We start from the raw sequence: 14,677 nt of genomic DNA, 5'->3' as shown, positions 1-14,677 counted from the left end.
CGGATTAAAAAAAGATCAGACGGACATCCGGTCCCGGATGCTCTTTTCGACGAAGTCGAGGATCGTTGCCGGATCCTGCTCTGCGTCGATAAGAAGAAATCGGCCCGGATCCTCGGCTGCCCGTTCAAGATACCGTTTCTGAACTTCTTCGAGAAATGCAGGATCCTCGAAGTGTTCCTTACCTGGTCTGCCGGCAAGACGCTGCATCGCGGTCTTGGGCGCTATCAAAAGAAGGATCGTGAGGTCGGGACGGACCGACCAGCCCGCATGCACTGCAGTAAGCCATGCTTTCGGATCGGGAATGATGCCGGCAAGGGATACCTGCTGGTAGGCGAATCGGCTGTCGGAATACCGGTCTGAGATAACCAGTTTTTTTGCTTCGAGTGCCGGAAGCACGGTCTGGGTCAGATGAGCGGCATGATCCGCGACAAACAGTGTCGCCTCGGCGAACGGATCGCGGTTTGCCCCGATCTCCCGGCGAACCGCTTTGTTTACCAGAGAACTTCCAGGCTCCTTGGTAAACACCGGTGCGAGATCCGCAAGACGGGAAACGAGACCTTCATAAAGCGTGGACTTTCCGGCTCCGTCGATCCCTTCGAGCGTGATCAGCAAAATGTTCCCCCCCGGATGATCTCTATCGGGATCTTTCCTTTATGCACAGCTGTAGAGATGATCACGCCGTCATATCCTGCGTCGCAGAGAATGCGAAGATCGTCTTGAGAGTTCACGCCGCCGCCGTAGATCAGAGGTTTTTTCGTTGCGTCTCGGATCCGCTTTGCAAACACGGGATCGATCCCGGATCCGGTACCGACCGAGGAGATGTTTAAGAGAATGATTCCGTCAAAGGCGTATTTTTCCGCATCGCGGATCACCTCGACCGGGTCAAGGCCGGAAGGGATGACCTTGCCGTCTTTTACATCGACGCTGAGATACCCGCCGGCAAACTCCTCTAAGGGGGCATCGGCCGTTTCCGTCCCGACGATGTTGGCAACGCCCGGGAGATACTCCTCAGGGATACTGCACCCACGGTCGACCCAGAGCTTCTCCGGAATCAAGGCAAGCCTCAGGATCGTCTCGGTGTGATCGCCGCACAGTTCGATCCGGTCAAGATCCGCCACGTATGCGTACTTCGGCTTCATCACCGAAAGATACGACAGAGGCTCGGCCGAAGGGGAAAGCCCCCAGGTCAGGGGGAGGTACTGATCCCGGTTGCCGCTTTTCCCGTGGACGACATACCCGTCCATCAGGTCCATTGCAAGAATCACGTCCATTTATCGTTTCATTGCCTTTCTGATCAGGTCTTCTTCTTTGGTGAAGAAGAGCGAGTCGTGCCCTTTCCAGGTGCCGCAGCCGGAGAACTTCACTGCAGGGATCCCGTTGTCGCTTTCTCCCATGATGAAGTTGGAGAAGGCCGCGATCTCATCGACGACTGCCTCTTCGGTGATCTCAAGTTCAAGACCGAAGAGGTCATGGTCGCCCCGGAAATCCCGTATCGCCGTCATACCTGCCCAGCCGATCGCGTTTCCGCACTGACCGCGGCGGAACGCTCTTCCGCAGGTGTCGGTTACGATCACGCCGACATCTTTGCCGGTGATCTTTTTGATGGCTGCGCGTATTTCCCGACATTCGGCTGACGGATCTTTTGGGAGGATGATGATATTTTCTCCCTCGATATTGCTGTTATCCACGCCTGCGCGCACACCCACATGACCGCAGGGGACTTCGGAGAGGATGAACGGATACTCCTGGATGATCTCGGTGGACGAATCCAGGATCGCCTGAATGAACCGCGGATCCTCTTTTGTGAGGCCGGAGATACGGAATGCATCAGGAGAAGGCGTGATATCCGCGAGGGCGCGGGTATAGCCCTTTGCCTTCGAAACGATCGTTGATGCGATACAGAGGATATCTCCGTCTTCAAAGGTGGTATTTCTGCAGATAATTGCCGGAAGATCGTCGCCTTTCTGAATGAGCGGGATCCCGGAAATTCCCGTTACATGAACTGACATAGACACTTCATATTTACCTGCCGGCTAATAAAAGCAAGGGTTTAGATGCCGGGGGAATCTTTTTCACTCCCTGCGCCAATCATTTGATATCTATGAGTACCTACCGGGTGATCCGCTGTCCTGGCTGTCATCAGTTTACCTATACCGACTACTATGGAAAGTGGAAGCTCTGCCCTGTCTGCGGTGAGGTGATATCGGTCCAGAACGTGCCGGTGTATCTGGAAGTGGACGATTTCTCCGAGGCTGAAGTGCTCATAAAAGAGGTGAAACGGTATCTCTCTCATACCGGACGGCTGGACCTGACAAAGGAAGAAGTCGACCTGATCCGGGAGAAGTATATGGAGTGGCTCAACGGTCCGGCGGCATAAGGACGCGGATCACCAGAGTTTTCCGCAGTGGGGGCAGAGGATCGCAAGCCGCCTGCCGCACCGCGGACAGTAGAGTTTACCCCGCGTGTCCTGGGTCAGTTCGGTGCCGCACTCCCGACAAAATATCTCGCGTTTGAAGCCGCATGTGTGCTGAACTACCATAGAATACTATTGTCCATTCATATAGATTAATGCGAAGGTTATTTTTCTCCTCCTGTCAATATGTTACAGTCAAAATCGCGAGGGTTGCCAAGCCAGGTTAACGGCGCAGGGTTTAGGACCCTGTCTCTAGGAGTTCAAGGGTTCGAATCCCTTCCCTCGCATTCCTTTTTCTAAGAGTGTTGTATTCCATCGATTCCGACCGTTACCCCCGTCATCCTGAATAATTTTATTCAGAACATGCCGGCAGCAGTTCGTTCCACGCATGAGTTTCAGAGGGTTTCGCTTCCGATACGCATCTCTGAAAGAACAAATGAGATGACCATATACACGATACGGCGCGGTCCGAATCTTTCACATCAGGATACGTTTTTTTGCCTCCAAAACGCATATCATAGGTACTATGAAAACCTTGCAGGAGTATCTTATCGCCTCACATGCCCCTGAGGATCTGGGAAAAATAATCCTGCTGATCGCGGATCAGGCAGGACCGATCCGTTCCGCGTTTATCAGCAACCAGAATTATGCGGGCTCCACGAACTCTTCCGGCGAGGATCAGGCTGAGATGGATACCTGGGCCGATGCCCGGATCACGTCTGTTCTGCAGAAGAGCGGGCTTGTACGTGCCGTTGCTTCCGAAGAACAGGAGGATATCGTGCAGATGTCTTCTTCTGCGAAGTACTCCATCGTGATGGACCCCCTCGACGGCTCTTCACTTATCAAGGTAAACCTCAGCGTCGGGACGATCGTCGGGATCTATGAAGGCGACGTTCTTCAGGCGGGAAATCAGCTTCGCGCCGCATTCTATATGCTCTACGGCCCGATGACCACCTTGACCATCTCGCTTGGAAACGGCGTCTCGATCTTCGCGCTCAACGCGGAAGGGACCTACATTCTCCTAAAAGAGAATGTAAAAATCCCGGAAGGCACGCTCTGCGGGAGCGGCGGTCTGCGGCCCGAATGGACCGAGAAACACATCCGGTACATGAATGAGATCGAGTGCGAAGGCGGAAAGAACCGGTACTCCGGCTCTTTCGTGGCCGACTTCCACCAGATCCTGGAGTACGGCGGCGTGTATGCCTATCCGGCGACAAAGAAGTCCGCCTCCGGGAAACTGCGGCTGGTCTTCGAGATCAACCCGATCGGCTTCCTCGCGGATCAGGCAGGAGGAGCGGTCTCGAACGGCGAGTGTTCTACTCTGGACATCGTGCCGACAAAGGTCCATCAGAGAACTCCCGTCTATGTCGGCAGCAAAGGAATGATCGCAAAGATCGAGGCGATCCGCTGAGCATGAAAACAGCGGTCTCGGTCTTTGCAAAACCGGTCGGCGGGGTATGCGGGACGACCCGGGTCTTTCCCGACATCCTCCAGACCGCGGCAAAGATGCTCAAAAAGGCGGAAGGCGGCATTTTGACCGACTCGTTCGTGACGCACACGGCCGACCGTCTGGTCCTGATCGCGGTCCATGATCCGGATGTCCAGCCGGACACGCTTATTGCCGCGGTCTTCTCCGCGGCCGAGGAGATCGCAGAAAAACGTCATCTGTTCTGCGGTCCTGATCCGGTCTCGGTCTGCCGGATGATAATAGAGGAGCGGGATAACGAGCCGCTTCTTCTGTTCCTCTCCGGGTCGGAGATGATGCCTTGGGGAGAAGTGATGATCCCGAATCAGCATACTCTCGCGGACGGCGTTTTGTTTCTTACACGCGCCGGGGGCGAGTTCCCGTCCACAGCCGAGTTCTGCGAAAGGTTCGCCCGCCGCGGTCTGAATCAGCAGGGGATATGCCCAGTCAGTCTCTGCGATTCGTCGAATGTTCGAACAACGGTCATCCCGGTGGTCGGACTCGGCTTTTCGCTCGCGAATGGCAGGCTTACCGGACCGGTGGACCTTTTCGACACGCCGCTTTTTGACGCTCCCAGATTTTGGGCATCGGACCGGCGCTCAGAATGATCTGATGAGAAAAATCAACTATAATTCAGCTTGAATTTCCACATAACTCCTAATATTCATCTTTTTTTGCGCAGATACGAATCTATATATACTCAAAGATACATCTATCAATTATCTCTCGGCTTTCCCCCGCGAGACAAGGAAGGCTTGAAAATGTTTTGTCAGCAGTGCGAAGAAACCGCCAGAAACCTCGGCTGTACGGCCGGCGGCGTCTGCGGTAAAAGTAATGATACGGCATGCTATCAGGATGCCGTGAACTTTGTTCTCTCCGGGATCGCGTATCGAAGGATCCATCAGCCGAAGGGAGCAAAAATTCCAGCAAACACCTCAGCCCAGGATACATTTGTGGTTGAAGCATTGTTTGCTACCTTAACGAACGTCAACTTTGATGAATCACGGTTCGACGCATATCTGAAAAAGGCAATAGCATTCCGTGACGCCTACCCGCAGATCCCGGGAGAGCCCAAAGCGTGTTCATGGGTGCCCAAATCCCGTGAGGATATCATCATCCTTGACGGCGGGATCGGACTTCTTTCGATCGAGGATCCAAATGAACGCTCGCTCTTTTCACTGCTTCTGTTTGCACTGAAGGGGATGTGCGCGTATTATTCTCATGCCGAGGTGCTAGGAAAAACGGATCCGGCAATCGTGAACTTCATCTATAAGGGTCTGGCTTCGCGTTTTGAGAAGCACTCGTTTGGAGAACGCGCGGCTCTCGTCATGGAATCCGGGAAAGTCGGCGCCCAGGTACTCGCACTTCTTGATTCGGCAAACAAACGCTACGGAGTAACAGAGATCACGAACGTGAACTGCGGTGTTGGGAAAAATCCCGGCATCCTCGTGACGGGGCATGATCTCAAGGATCTGTATATGCTGCTTCGGCAGACGGAAGGAAAAGGAGTTGATGTCTATACACACGGCGAGATGCTTATCGCCCACGCCCATCCGTGTTTCAAGAAGTTCCCTCATCTGATCGGGAACTACGGGACGTCCTGGGCGAACCAGAAGGCAGAGTTCCCGTCATTTAACGGCCCGATCCTGTTTACGACGAACTGTCTGGTGCCGCCGCCGGACACGTATAAAGGCAGGATCTATACGACCGGGTCGGTGGGTTTTCCAAATGCAGTCCATATCCCGGAGAAACCGGACGGATCGAAGGATTTCTCTTCGATCATTGCCTGTGCGAAGAAGTGTGATCCGCCAAAGGATCTGCAGTGCGGTGATCTCGTAACCGGCGCAGGTCATGACGCGGTACTTGCTCTTGCCCCGAAAGTTCTTGATCTGGTGAAGCGGGGGAAGATCAAGCACTTCGTGGTGATGGCGGGATGCGACGGCCGGCACAAGGAGCGTTCATATTACACGGAGTTTGCGAAGGCTTTGCCGAAGGATGTGATCATTCTTACGGCAGGGTGCGCGAAGTACCGGTATAACCGTCTTGGTCTCGGCGATATCGAGGGGATCCCCCGGGTGCTGGATGCCGGACAGTGTAATGATTCGTATTCGCTCGTGGTGATCGCTCAGGAGCTGGCGAAGGCTTTGGGTGTCGAAGTGGGTGAGCTGCCGCTTTCGTTCAATATCGCGTGGTATGAGCAGAAGGCGATCCTGGTGTTTTTGGTACTGCTGGCTCTGGGCATCAAGAACATTATGATCGGACCGAATCTGCCGGCATGTTTGTCGCCTGATGTGCTGAACATGCTCGTGAAGGAGTTTGGCGTGCAGCCGAACACGACGGTGCCGGAGGATATGAAAAAGCTCGGGATCACGCGCTGAAAAAAAACAGAGCGAAGGGAAACTCAGCTCTCCCCCCGCATTTTTTTCTTTTCCGAATTATCCTCTCAGAATATCCTTCGCGATCCAGTCGCCGATATCCGACGTCCGCATTGATCCGCCCATATCTTTTGTGACCGCCTTTGCAAGGATCGAATGCTCGATCGAGCTGACCACGGCCGATGCCGCAGCGTGTTCCCCAAGCGAATCCAGCAGAAGTGAGCCGGACCAGATCGTTGCAAGCGGATTTGCCACATTCTTTCCTTTATACTTCGGTGCAGATCCGTGGATGGGTTCGAACATTGACGTCCCCTTCGGGTTGATGTTTCCCCCCGGAGCAAGACCGAGGCCTCCCTGGATCATCGCACCGAGATCGGTGATGATGTCCCCAAACATGTTCGGCGTGACGACGACATCGAACCATTCCGGATTTTTGACAAACCACATCGTGACCGCGTCAACGAAGTTGTACTCAGTCGACACGTTCGGGTAGCCTTTTTTTGTCTCCTCAAACACTTCACGCCAGAGTCCGTAGACGTCCGTTAACACGTTCGCCTTATCGACAGACGTCAGTTTCTTTTCCCGCTTTTGCGCAAGATCGAATGCATACTCCATCACGCGCTTCGAACCCTCTCGGCTGACAACGCCGATCTGGTACGCAAGTTCATCCGAATCGGTCTCCACATCGATCCCGAACTTCACCGAGTAAAGATCGCGGATGACTTCCAGATGATCCCGCTGTTTTCCTGCCTTTGCACGTGAACCGATACCCACATAAAAGTCCTCGGTGTTTTCCCGGACAACGACAAAGTCGATGTCCTCGGGCTTCTTATTTGCGAGGGGGGTCTCGACTCCCTTCAGGAGTTTAATTGGGCGAAGATTCACATACTGATCGAAGTAAAATCTGATCGCAAGCAGGATGCCTTTCTCCAGGATTCCCGGTTTGACCCGGTCATCACCGATAGCGCCGAAGTAGATCGCCGGGAATTTTCCAAGCTCTTTTAACTCATCCTCCGAGATCAGCTCTCCTGTCTGCAGATACTTTTCAGCTCCCGTATCGAAATCGGTCCAGTTGATATCGAACCCGAACTTCTCACCGGCAGCATCCAGTACTTTTCTTCCTTCGGCAATGATCTCAGGACCAATGCCGTCACCCGGCATACATGCCGCATTATATGTTGTCATTTATTTCCTCGCATTTTTGCGTATTCAACAAGGCCGCCGGCCTCAACTATTCTCATCATAAACACCGGGATCGGTTCAAGCGGATACTTCTTTTTGTCTGCTTCGATGTATGCCTCCTTGAGGTTCACGAAAACCTCTGCTCCGTCGGCAATTTTGTCCGTATCCGGACAAACGAGCGGTAAAACACCGGTGTTTATCGCATTCCGGTAAAAGATCCTCGCAAACGATTTTGCAACGACAAATTCGATGCCGGCTCCTTTCAGTGCGAGAGGGGCATGCTCACGCGATGAACCGCAGCCGAAGTTTCTGCCGGCAACGATCACATCGCCATCCTTTGCCTCCTTGGAGAATTCTCTGCGCGTGCCTTCGAAAGCATGCGATGCAAGCTCTTTTGGATCGTAGATCGTCAGGAACCGGCCCGGGATTATCGCGTCGGTGTCGATGTCGTTACCGAATTTCCATGCTCTTCCCATGATTCAGACCTCCCTCGGGTCGGTGATCACGCCGGTGACCGCGCTGGCAGCCGCCGTTTCAGGCGAGGAAAGATACACGAAACTCTCGGCACTTCCCTGTCTTCCCCGGAAGTTACGGTTCGATGTGGAGAGTGAGACCTCGCCCGGAGCTAAAAGCCCGAAAGCTCCGCCCATACACGGACCGCAGCACGGCGCTTCAACCAGTGCCCCTGCTTCGACGAACTTCTCGATAAGTCCTGCTTTCAGGATCTTCATGTACTCTGCTTTGGATGCCGGGACCATGATCACGCGAACATCTTCTGAGAAGACATTGTCGCCTAATACTTCGGCAGCACGAGCAAAATCCTCATATCTGCCGTTCGTGCATGACCCGATGAAGACCTGATCGACCGGTTTGCCGGCGACTTCGGTGACATCGACGACATTGTCGACATTATGCGGGACGGCGATCTTCGGATTGATCTTGGAGACATCATAATTTCGTTTCTCAAAGAATTTTGCATCCTCATCGCTCGCGAGTGAAAACGGCGTGCAGTCCGTTCTTCCCCGCAGATACTCCCAGGTCTTTTCATCCGGCGGAACGATGCCTGCCTTTGCTCCCATCTCGATGGCCATATTTGCACAGGTCATTCTTCCGGGAATGTCCATGTCGGAGAATGCGTTCCCGCAGAATTCAAGAGCCCGATAGGTCGCGCCGTCCGCGCCGATATCGCCGGCTAGCGTCAGGATAAGATCCTTGGGACCGACCCGATCCTGGAACTTCCCGTTTGCATTGATCCGGATGGTTTCCGGAACTCTGAAGTAGAGTTCGCCGAACTTCAGGACGTATGCCATATCAGTCGAGCCGATACCTGTCGAAAACGCACCAAGTGCACCATACGCACAGGTATGGGAATCCGACCCGACGACGATATCGCCGGGTTTTACGCGCCCCTTCTCGGGAACGACCTGGTGACAGACCCCCTCTTTTATGTCATAGTTGTGGATGCCCTGTTCACGGGCAAACGTTCTCATCATCACATGATTTTCTGCTGCGCTGATGGAATCAGCAGGGATCTGATGGTCGAAGAGCATGATGACTTTTTTCGGATCAAAGACACTGCCCCCACCCATCTCTTTCATCACATTGATCGCAAGAGGGCCTGTGATATCATGTATCATCGCACCGTCGACCGGCGCCATTACTACATCTCCTGCTCTGCATTCTTTTTTGCAGTGGGCGGAGAAGATTTTTTCAGTTATGGTCAATCCCATTTACATCACTTTCTTATTTTTTATCTAAATTCATTCTTTTTTACTCAGACACGACCCGGAAGATCCACGCTGCAAAGCGACCCTGCCGGTCCGGACGAGTTCCAATACGCCGTAGGGACGCAGGAGAGATTCCAGAGCAAAGATCTTTTCCGGATCCCCGGTGATCTCAAGAACAAGGGTCTGCGGGCCGACATCGATGATCTTTGCGCGGAATATATCGGCGACCTGCATGACCTCGGAACGCTGGAGTCCCGGTTCGGCATGGACTTTTATCAGCGCGAGCTCGCGTTCGACATGCTCTTTTTCCGTGATATCCGTGATCTTTATGACATCGATCAGCTTATTGAGCTGTTTTTTGACCTGTTCGATGTGCATTTCGTCACCGATGACAACGATCGTGATCCGGCTCATACCCGGTGTTTCACAGGTCCCGACCGCAAGACTTTCGATGTTGAATCCTCGTCGTGAGAAGAGACCGGAAACCCGTGCGAGAACGCCGGCCTTGTTCTCGACAAGGACGCTGATGATATGCTGTTTCATGACTCGGATCCTCCGTTGTGATTATGTTTTCCGATCATCTCACTGATCGCAGCACCTGCCGGGACCATGGGAAAGACATTCTCTTCCCGCTCGATCCTGAAATCCAGGAGATACGGGCCGTTGTACGTTAACGCGGTTCTGAGAGCCTCGTCGATCTGACCAACAGAATCAACCCGCATTCCCTCGATCCCGTAGGCTTTTGCGATCCCGACAAAGTCCACGGGCGGCAGTTCCGTGTAGGAGTATCTTCTGTCGTAGAAGAGTTCCTGCCACTGTCTGACCATCCCGAGATACATGTTGTTCAGGATCACGATCTTGACGGGGATCTTGTACTGCGCAACGGTGGCAAGTTCCTGGATGTTCATCTGGAAACTTCCGTCACCGGCGATCACAACGACCGTTTCTTCGGGCTTCGCAAACCAGGCCCCTATCGCAGCCGGGAATCCGTACCCCATCGTTCCAAGACCGCCCGAGCTGATCCACTGGCGGGGTCGGGTAAATCCGTAGTGCTGGGCGGCCCACATCTGGTTCTGGCCGACCTCACTCACAATTATCCCGCCGCCGTCAAGGAGCTCGGAGAGCTTGCGGATGATATTCTGCGGATGGACTTTCCCGTCGTTTACGACCCGTAACGGATGGTTTTTCCGCCATAATTTCACCTGTTCCAGCCAGGGTTCAGAGATACAACCTTTATTCTCCGCCATACAGATCATGTCGGCAAGAACCGATTTGGCATCGCCCACGATCGGCACGTCGGGATTGACATTTTTCCCGATCTCGGCGGGATCGATGTCGATATGGATGATTTTTGCATGCGGAGCGAAATGGCTCAGCTTTCCGGTGACACGGTCATCGAACCGTGCGCCGACCGCGATAAGGAGATCGGTCTCGGATACGGCGTAATTTGCATATTCTGTCCCGTGCATCCCGAGCATGCCGAGATTTAACGGGTGATCTGCCGGGATCGCTCCAAGACCCATCAGGGTCGTCGTGACCGGGAGGCAGAAGAGCTCGGCAGTCCTGATCAGTTCCTCCGACGCTCCGGCTGCGATGACGCCGCCGCCTGCATAGATGACAGGTTTTTTCGCGCTCAGGATCAGGTCAAGGGCCTTTTTGATCTGTTTGGCGTGCCCCTTTAATGTCGGCTTGTATCCTCTGAGTTCAGGCTCACCGGAGAGAACTTCTTCCGCGGCAACTTTCGCCGTCAGAACATCTTTGGGCAGATCGATGAGGACCGGGCCGTTTCGTCCTGTTCCTGCGATGTAAAACGCGGATTTCACCGTCATTTTGATATCCCGCGCATCTTTTACCAGATAGTTGTGTTTGGTGATCGGCAGCGTTATTCCGGTGATGTCAGACTCCTGGAATGCATCATTTCCGAGCATTCCCGTTGGAACCTGACCGGTAAGGGCAACGATCGGCACCGAATCCATGTTAGCCGTGGCAATACCTGAAATGAGATTGCAGGCTCCCGGACCGGATGTCGAAAGACAAACACCGACGCGTCCACTGGCCCGGGCATATCCGTCCGCTGCATGAACGGCTGCCTGTTCATGTCTGACAAGGATATGCGTTACCTGTGCATCATAGAGCTCGTCGTATATCGGGAGGACAGCGCCTCCCGGATAGCCGAATATGATTTCAACACCCTCTTCTTTTAAACTTTCAATCAGTATTGCTGCGCCTGTTTTCATTCTCATCTCTCAGTAATCTATTCATGCCTGCTATTACCGCCTCGACACTTGCCTCAATTATATCTGTTCTGGCACCCCGGGAAGTCAAAACCCTCCCGTCTTTTCTCAGTTTCACCGTTACGTCGACCAAAGCATCCGTTCCGCCGTTGATCGCATCCACATGGTACTCCTCAAGCGTGATGTCGCCGAACTGGGCGACCGACTGCTGGAGGACTTTGACGGTCGCATCTACCGGACCTGTTCCGGTAGCTGCGCCGGTTACTTTCGTCCCGTTTACGACCATCGTTGCCGAAGCCGTTGGAATGGCGTTACTGCCGCTCACGACCGTAAACTGTTTAAGGCTGATCACCGGCTTGCATTCCAGAAGCATCACCGAATCTGCGATCGCCATAACATCGGCATCGGTCACTTTCATGCCCATATCACCGACTTTTTTGACTCGCGCCACGATCTCGGCAAGATGTTTTTCACCAGGTTCATACCCGAGCTCTTTAAGAGCCGACTGGACCGATGCGGATCCTGAATGTTTTCCAAGAACGATCCTTCGTTTTCTTCCGACCGTTTCCGGCGACATCGGTTCGTAGGTTGTCGGATCCCGCATAAGTCCGTGCGCATGGATCCCGCTTTCATGCGTGAATGCCATTCCGCCGACGATCGGTTTATTGGCTGCGAGCGGGATCTTTGTCAGCTGGGATACGAGGGTCGAGAGTGCATAGATCTTGGTCGTATCGATCCCGGTATCATAGCCGTACAGCTTTTCAAGCACCATCACGACCTCTTCGAAGGGCACGTTTCCTGCACGCTCTCCCATCCCGTTGATGGTCGTGTGGGCACAGGTCGCTCCTGATCGTAACGCCGCGATGGTATTTGAAAGAGCCAGTCCAAGGTCATTATGACAATGGATGCTTAAGGGTGCGAAGCATAACGGCGGAATGACCTCTGCGGTCCTTTCAGGCGTTAACAGCCCGACGGTATCACAGAAACAAAGCCTGTCAGCTCCGTGTGCTACTCCATCTCTAAAAAGCCGGGCCAGATATTCCTGATCTGCCCTTGAAGAATCCTCGCCCGAGAGTTCGACAGTAAGCCCTCTCTCTTTGGCATATGCAACGGATTCCATTGCCATTACATAGACTTCTTCGCGGGTTTTCCCGAGTTTTTTGGTTATATGAAGGTCAGAAACCGGAACGACAAGATGCACCGAATCCACACCGCATTTCACGGCAAGATCGATATCTTCGGTCTTGGCCCGCGCATATGTGCAGATCTCTGCGTTGAGTCCCGCATCAGATATCAGCTTTATAGCCTCTCTTTCGCCTTCGGATGCGACCGCGGATCCAGCCTCGATCACATTCACGCCGATTGCGGAAAGTTCTTCTGCGATTTTCAGTTTCTGTACGGGTGTCAGAGAGACGCCCGGCGTCTGTTCCCCGTCACGAAGGGTCGTGTCCAGGAAACGGATGTTTTTATAGCCAAATAAAACAATCACTCATGGGATTAAACTCCGGTTAGATAGTCTAACTTCGATTGGTATATATAAGTTTTGGAAAATCAGCAGAAATCCGCGCCCCCAACTATGATTTTTTACGAATAGCGCAGAATACGCAATATGGGGGCCGTTTTTCAGTGCTGAAAAGAAAGTATTATATAATCGCGGTGCATTGATATGTGGTATGTCTCAGGAAGATGGGATCGGAGCAGTCACTGCGAAAGTGGCGGATTGCATTCTATTGCAATGAAAGTACAGTCAACACGAATAGACGAGTGACTATTTTAGACACCACCCTTCGTGATGGTGAACAGACTCCCGGTGTATCATTCACACTGGAGCAGAAGATTGAAATTGCGCATCAGCTGTCCGACATCGGCGTTGATGTGATCGAAGCTGGCTTTCCGGCATCTTCGGATGTCGAATTTGAAACGGTCAGGAGGATCTGTGCTGAAGAGGGTATCCGCCCCAAGATCTGCGGACTCGCACGCTCAGTAAAAGCGGATGTAGATCGTTGTATCGAGGCCGGCGTTGATATGGTCCATGTGTTTATTCCCACATCTGAGATCCAGAGAACCTATACCATCAAAAAAAGTCATGCCGAAGTCCTGGCCATTACCCGCGAGATCATTACATATGCACGTTCAAAGTGCGATATTGTGATGTTCTCACCAATGGATGCGACCAGAACAAAACCGTCAGAGCTGATCGAAGTCTGTAAAGCAGCAGATGAAGCCGGCGTGACGATCATCAACATTCCCGACACCGTCGGGGTAAGCACGCCGTCGATGATGAAACCCCTCGTCGCAATGATCCGGGAAAACGTCAAATGCAGAATCGACGTGCATTGTCACAACGATTTCGGTCTGGCGACCGCAAACACGATCGCCGCGGTAGAAGGTGGAGCAGATCAGATCCAGGTCACCGTAAACGGTATCGGCGAACGGGCGGGAAATGCCGATCTCGCACAGACGGTCATGATCCTGAAGGCGATCTATGGAATGGAGACCAACATTCAGACAGAAAAACTGGTAGAGACATCAAGACTGGTCTCCAGATTTTCCCGGATCGCCGTACTCCCTGTCCAGCCGGTAGTGGGCGACAATGCATTCTCGCACGAAAGCGGGATCCACTCCCACGGCGTAATGGCAAACCCGGGAACATTTGAACCCGGCATCATGACGCCCGAAATGGTGGGTCACCGAAGACGCTTAAAGCTTGGAAAGCATGTTGGAAAACATGCCGTCCGGCAGATGCTGGAAGACGTAAACGTAAATCCGTCCGACCCGGAGCTGGACATGATCGTCGCAAAGGTCAAGGAGATCTCCGGACGCGGACGAAAAGTAACCGAGTTCGATCTGTTCGAGATCGCAAAAAGCATCACCGGCAGTCATAATGACAAAAAAATGATCGAGCTGGATGACATTTCGGTATTCACCGGCAGCCATGCGATCCCGACGGCAAGCGTACGGGTCGTGGTCCACGGGGAAAACAAAACCTGCTCAAGAACGGGTGACGGGCCGGTGGATGCGGCAATGAAAGCGCTTTTAGCGATCGCGCCGGGAAAAGTTCAGTTGAAAAGCTTTCAAATCGAGGCGATATCAGGAGGGAGCGATGCTCTGGGCTGTGTCACCATCGAAGTTGAGGACGAGAAAGGCAGGATCTTTGATGCAGCTGCTTCAAACAGTGACATCGTGATCGCATCCGCCGAGGCGATGGTGAATGCCCTCAATGTCGTGTACCGTTCAGGCGGATTCGACAGATAAACTATTTAATCATAAGAAGGTTAAAC

At 53.2% G+C, this 14,677-nt stretch carries 15 protein-coding genes and 1 tRNA gene; 6 read left to right on the top strand and 10 right to left on the bottom strand.

From position 1 onward, the window contains the following. Window positions 1-15: 15 nt before the first annotated feature. Genes tmk through EYA77_RS09270 form a run of 3 tightly spaced genes read right to left on the bottom strand, consistent with a single transcriptional unit; the run spans window position 16 to window position 2,009 of the window. The gene (gene tmk, locus EYA77_RS09280) at window positions 16-612 is read right to left on the bottom strand and encodes a dTMP kinase (RefSeq protein ID WP_095642643.1); all 597 of its coding nucleotides are present in this window, start codon (window positions 610-612) and stop codon (window positions 16-18) included. After that, the gene (locus EYA77_RS09275) at window positions 606-1,271 is read right to left on the bottom strand and encodes a HisA/HisF-related TIM barrel protein (RefSeq protein ID WP_167816526.1); all 666 of its coding nucleotides are present in this window, start codon (window positions 1,269-1,271) and stop codon (window positions 606-608) included. Before EYA77_RS09275 ends, tmk begins: the two co-directional genes overlap by 7 nt. Next, on the bottom strand, window positions 1,272-2,009 hold the full coding sequence (locus EYA77_RS09270; RefSeq protein ID WP_095642645.1) for a coenzyme F420-0:L-glutamate ligase: 738 nt from the start codon (window positions 2,007-2,009) through the stop codon (window positions 1,272-1,274). A 92-nt stretch (window positions 2,010-2,101) separates the two neighbouring features. Here EYA77_RS09270 and EYA77_RS09265 point away from each other — a divergent pair, with 92 nt between their 5' ends. Next, complete coding sequence (locus EYA77_RS09265) at window positions 2,102-2,377, top strand: DUF1922 domain-containing protein (protein WP_095642646.1); 276 nt, start codon at window positions 2,102-2,104, stop codon at window positions 2,375-2,377. A 9-nt stretch (window positions 2,378-2,386) separates the two neighbouring features. On the opposite strand, the gene EYA77_RS09260 is transcribed toward EYA77_RS09265, so the two are convergent. Next, window positions 2,387-2,539, bottom strand: coding sequence for a DNA helicase PriA (locus tag EYA77_RS09260; RefSeq protein ID WP_042698742.1), 153 nt, complete (start codon window positions 2,537-2,539; stop codon window positions 2,387-2,389). Between the two features lie 77 nt (window positions 2,540-2,616). On the opposite strand from EYA77_RS09260, the gene EYA77_RS09255 reads away from it, so the two are divergent. The 4 genes from EYA77_RS09255 (at window position 2,617) to hcp (ending at window position 6,256) form a co-directional block, all read left to right on the top strand. Beyond that, window positions 2,617-2,700: transfer RNA gene (locus EYA77_RS09255), tRNA-Leu, on the top strand. Window positions 2,701-2,939: 239 nt separating this feature from the next. Continuing rightward, window positions 2,940-3,824, top strand: a complete 885-nt coding sequence (locus EYA77_RS09250) for a class 1 fructose-bisphosphatase (RefSeq protein WP_167816525.1) — start codon at window positions 2,940-2,942, stop codon at window positions 3,822-3,824. A gap of 2 nt (window positions 3,825-3,826) precedes the next feature. Continuing rightward, window positions 3,827-4,486: a fructose 1,6-bisphosphatase gene (locus tag EYA77_RS09245; RefSeq protein ID WP_167816524.1), complete on the top strand. Its 660-nt coding sequence runs from the start codon at window positions 3,827-3,829 to the stop codon at window positions 4,484-4,486. Between the two features lie 153 nt (window positions 4,487-4,639). After that, the gene (gene hcp / locus EYA77_RS09240) at window positions 4,640-6,256 is read left to right on the top strand and encodes a hydroxylamine reductase (RefSeq protein ID WP_167816523.1); all 1,617 of its coding nucleotides are present in this window, start codon (window positions 4,640-4,642) and stop codon (window positions 6,254-6,256) included. A 57-nt stretch (window positions 6,257-6,313) separates the two neighbouring features. On the opposite strand, the gene EYA77_RS09235 is transcribed toward hcp, so the two are convergent. From EYA77_RS09235 to EYA77_RS09210, 6 genes are read right to left on the bottom strand one after another with little or no spacing between them, the layout of a single operon-like run. Then, complete coding sequence (locus EYA77_RS09235) at window positions 6,314-7,438, bottom strand: isocitrate/isopropylmalate dehydrogenase family protein (RefSeq protein WP_167816522.1); 1,125 nt, start codon at window positions 7,436-7,438, stop codon at window positions 6,314-6,316. Then, a complete protein-coding gene (locus EYA77_RS09230; RefSeq protein ID WP_042698729.1) occupies window positions 7,435-7,911 on the bottom strand; it encodes a 3-isopropylmalate dehydratase small subunit in 477 nt (158 codons plus the stop codon). Before EYA77_RS09230 ends, EYA77_RS09235 begins: the two co-directional genes overlap by 4 nt. A 3-nt stretch (window positions 7,912-7,914) precedes the next feature. Next, window positions 7,915-9,165 (bottom strand): 3-isopropylmalate dehydratase large subunit, encoded by a 1,251-nt coding sequence (locus tag EYA77_RS09225; protein ID WP_167816521.1) that lies wholly within the window; start codon window positions 9,163-9,165, stop codon window positions 7,915-7,917. Window positions 9,166-9,195: 30 nt separating this feature from the next. Next, window positions 9,196-9,705, bottom strand: a complete 510-nt coding sequence (gene ilvN / locus EYA77_RS09220; RefSeq protein ID WP_042698724.1) for an acetolactate synthase small subunit — start codon at window positions 9,703-9,705, stop codon at window positions 9,196-9,198. Then, entirely contained in the window at window positions 9,702-11,399 is a 1,698-nt protein-coding gene (gene ilvB, locus EYA77_RS09215) for a biosynthetic-type acetolactate synthase large subunit (RefSeq protein ID WP_042698722.1), read from the bottom strand. The genes ilvN and ilvB overlap by 4 nt, the downstream gene beginning before the upstream one ends. Next, window positions 11,371-12,885: a 2-isopropylmalate synthase gene (locus tag EYA77_RS09210; RefSeq protein WP_095642653.1), complete on the bottom strand. Its 1,515-nt coding sequence runs from the start codon at window positions 12,883-12,885 to the stop codon at window positions 11,371-11,373. The genes ilvB and EYA77_RS09210 overlap by 29 nt, the downstream gene beginning before the upstream one ends. Window positions 12,886-13,082: 197 nt before the next feature. Here EYA77_RS09210 and EYA77_RS09205 point away from each other — a divergent pair, with 197 nt between their 5' ends. Continuing rightward, a complete protein-coding gene (locus tag EYA77_RS09205; protein WP_167816520.1) occupies window positions 13,083-14,651 on the top strand; it encodes a 2-isopropylmalate synthase in 1,569 nt (522 codons plus the stop codon). Window positions 14,652-14,677 lie beyond the last annotated feature (26 nt).

Origin of the sequence: Methanocorpusculum sp. GPch4, from assembly GCF_012062385.1 — an archaeon.
GTDB lineage: Archaea > Halobacteriota > Methanomicrobia > Methanomicrobiales > Methanocorpusculaceae > Methanocorpusculum > Methanocorpusculum parvum.
This window is presented reverse-complemented; position numbering and strand designations above follow the sequence as displayed.

Bases quoted from the DNA above. Each gene is read 5' to 3' on its own strand.
- EYA77_RS09275 (WP_167816526.1), bottom strand. From the start codon at position 1,271: ATGGACGTGATTCTTGCAATGGACCTGATGGACGGGTATGTCGTCCAC.
- EYA77_RS09270 (WP_095642645.1), bottom strand. From the start codon at position 2,009: ATGTCAGTTCATGTAACGGGAATTTCCGGGATCCCGCTCATTCAGAAA.
- EYA77_RS09265 (WP_095642646.1), top strand. From the start codon at position 2,102: ATGAGTACCTACCGGGTGATCCGCTGTCCTGGCTGTCATCAGTTTACC.
- EYA77_RS09260 (WP_042698742.1), bottom strand. From the start codon at position 2,539: ATGGTAGTTCAGCACACATGCGGCTTCAAACGCGAGATATTTTGTCGG.
- EYA77_RS09250 (WP_167816525.1), top strand. From the start codon at position 2,940: ATGAAAACCTTGCAGGAGTATCTTATCGCCTCACATGCCCCTGAGGAT.
- EYA77_RS09245 (WP_167816524.1), top strand. From the start codon at position 3,827: ATGAAAACAGCGGTCTCGGTCTTTGCAAAACCGGTCGGCGGGGTATGC.
- hcp (WP_167816523.1), top strand. From the start codon at position 4,640: ATGTTTTGTCAGCAGTGCGAAGAAACCGCCAGAAACCTCGGCTGTACG.
- EYA77_RS09235 (WP_167816522.1), bottom strand. From the start codon at position 7,438: ATGACAACATATAATGCGGCATGTATGCCGGGTGACGGCATTGGTCCT.
- EYA77_RS09230 (WP_042698729.1), bottom strand. From the start codon at position 7,911: ATGGGAAGAGCATGGAAATTCGGTAACGACATCGACACCGACGCGATA.
- EYA77_RS09225 (WP_167816521.1), bottom strand. From the start codon at position 9,165: ATGGGATTGACCATAACTGAAAAAATCTTCTCCGCCCACTGCAAAAAA.
- ilvN (WP_042698724.1), bottom strand. From the start codon at position 9,705: ATGAAACAGCATATCATCAGCGTCCTTGTCGAGAACAAGGCCGGCGTT.
- ilvB (WP_042698722.1), bottom strand. From the start codon at position 11,399: ATGAAAACAGGCGCAGCAATACTGATTGAAAGTTTAAAAGAAGAGGGT.
- EYA77_RS09205 (WP_167816520.1), top strand. From the start codon at position 13,083: ATGGGATCGGAGCAGTCACTGCGAAAGTGGCGGATTGCATTCTATTGC.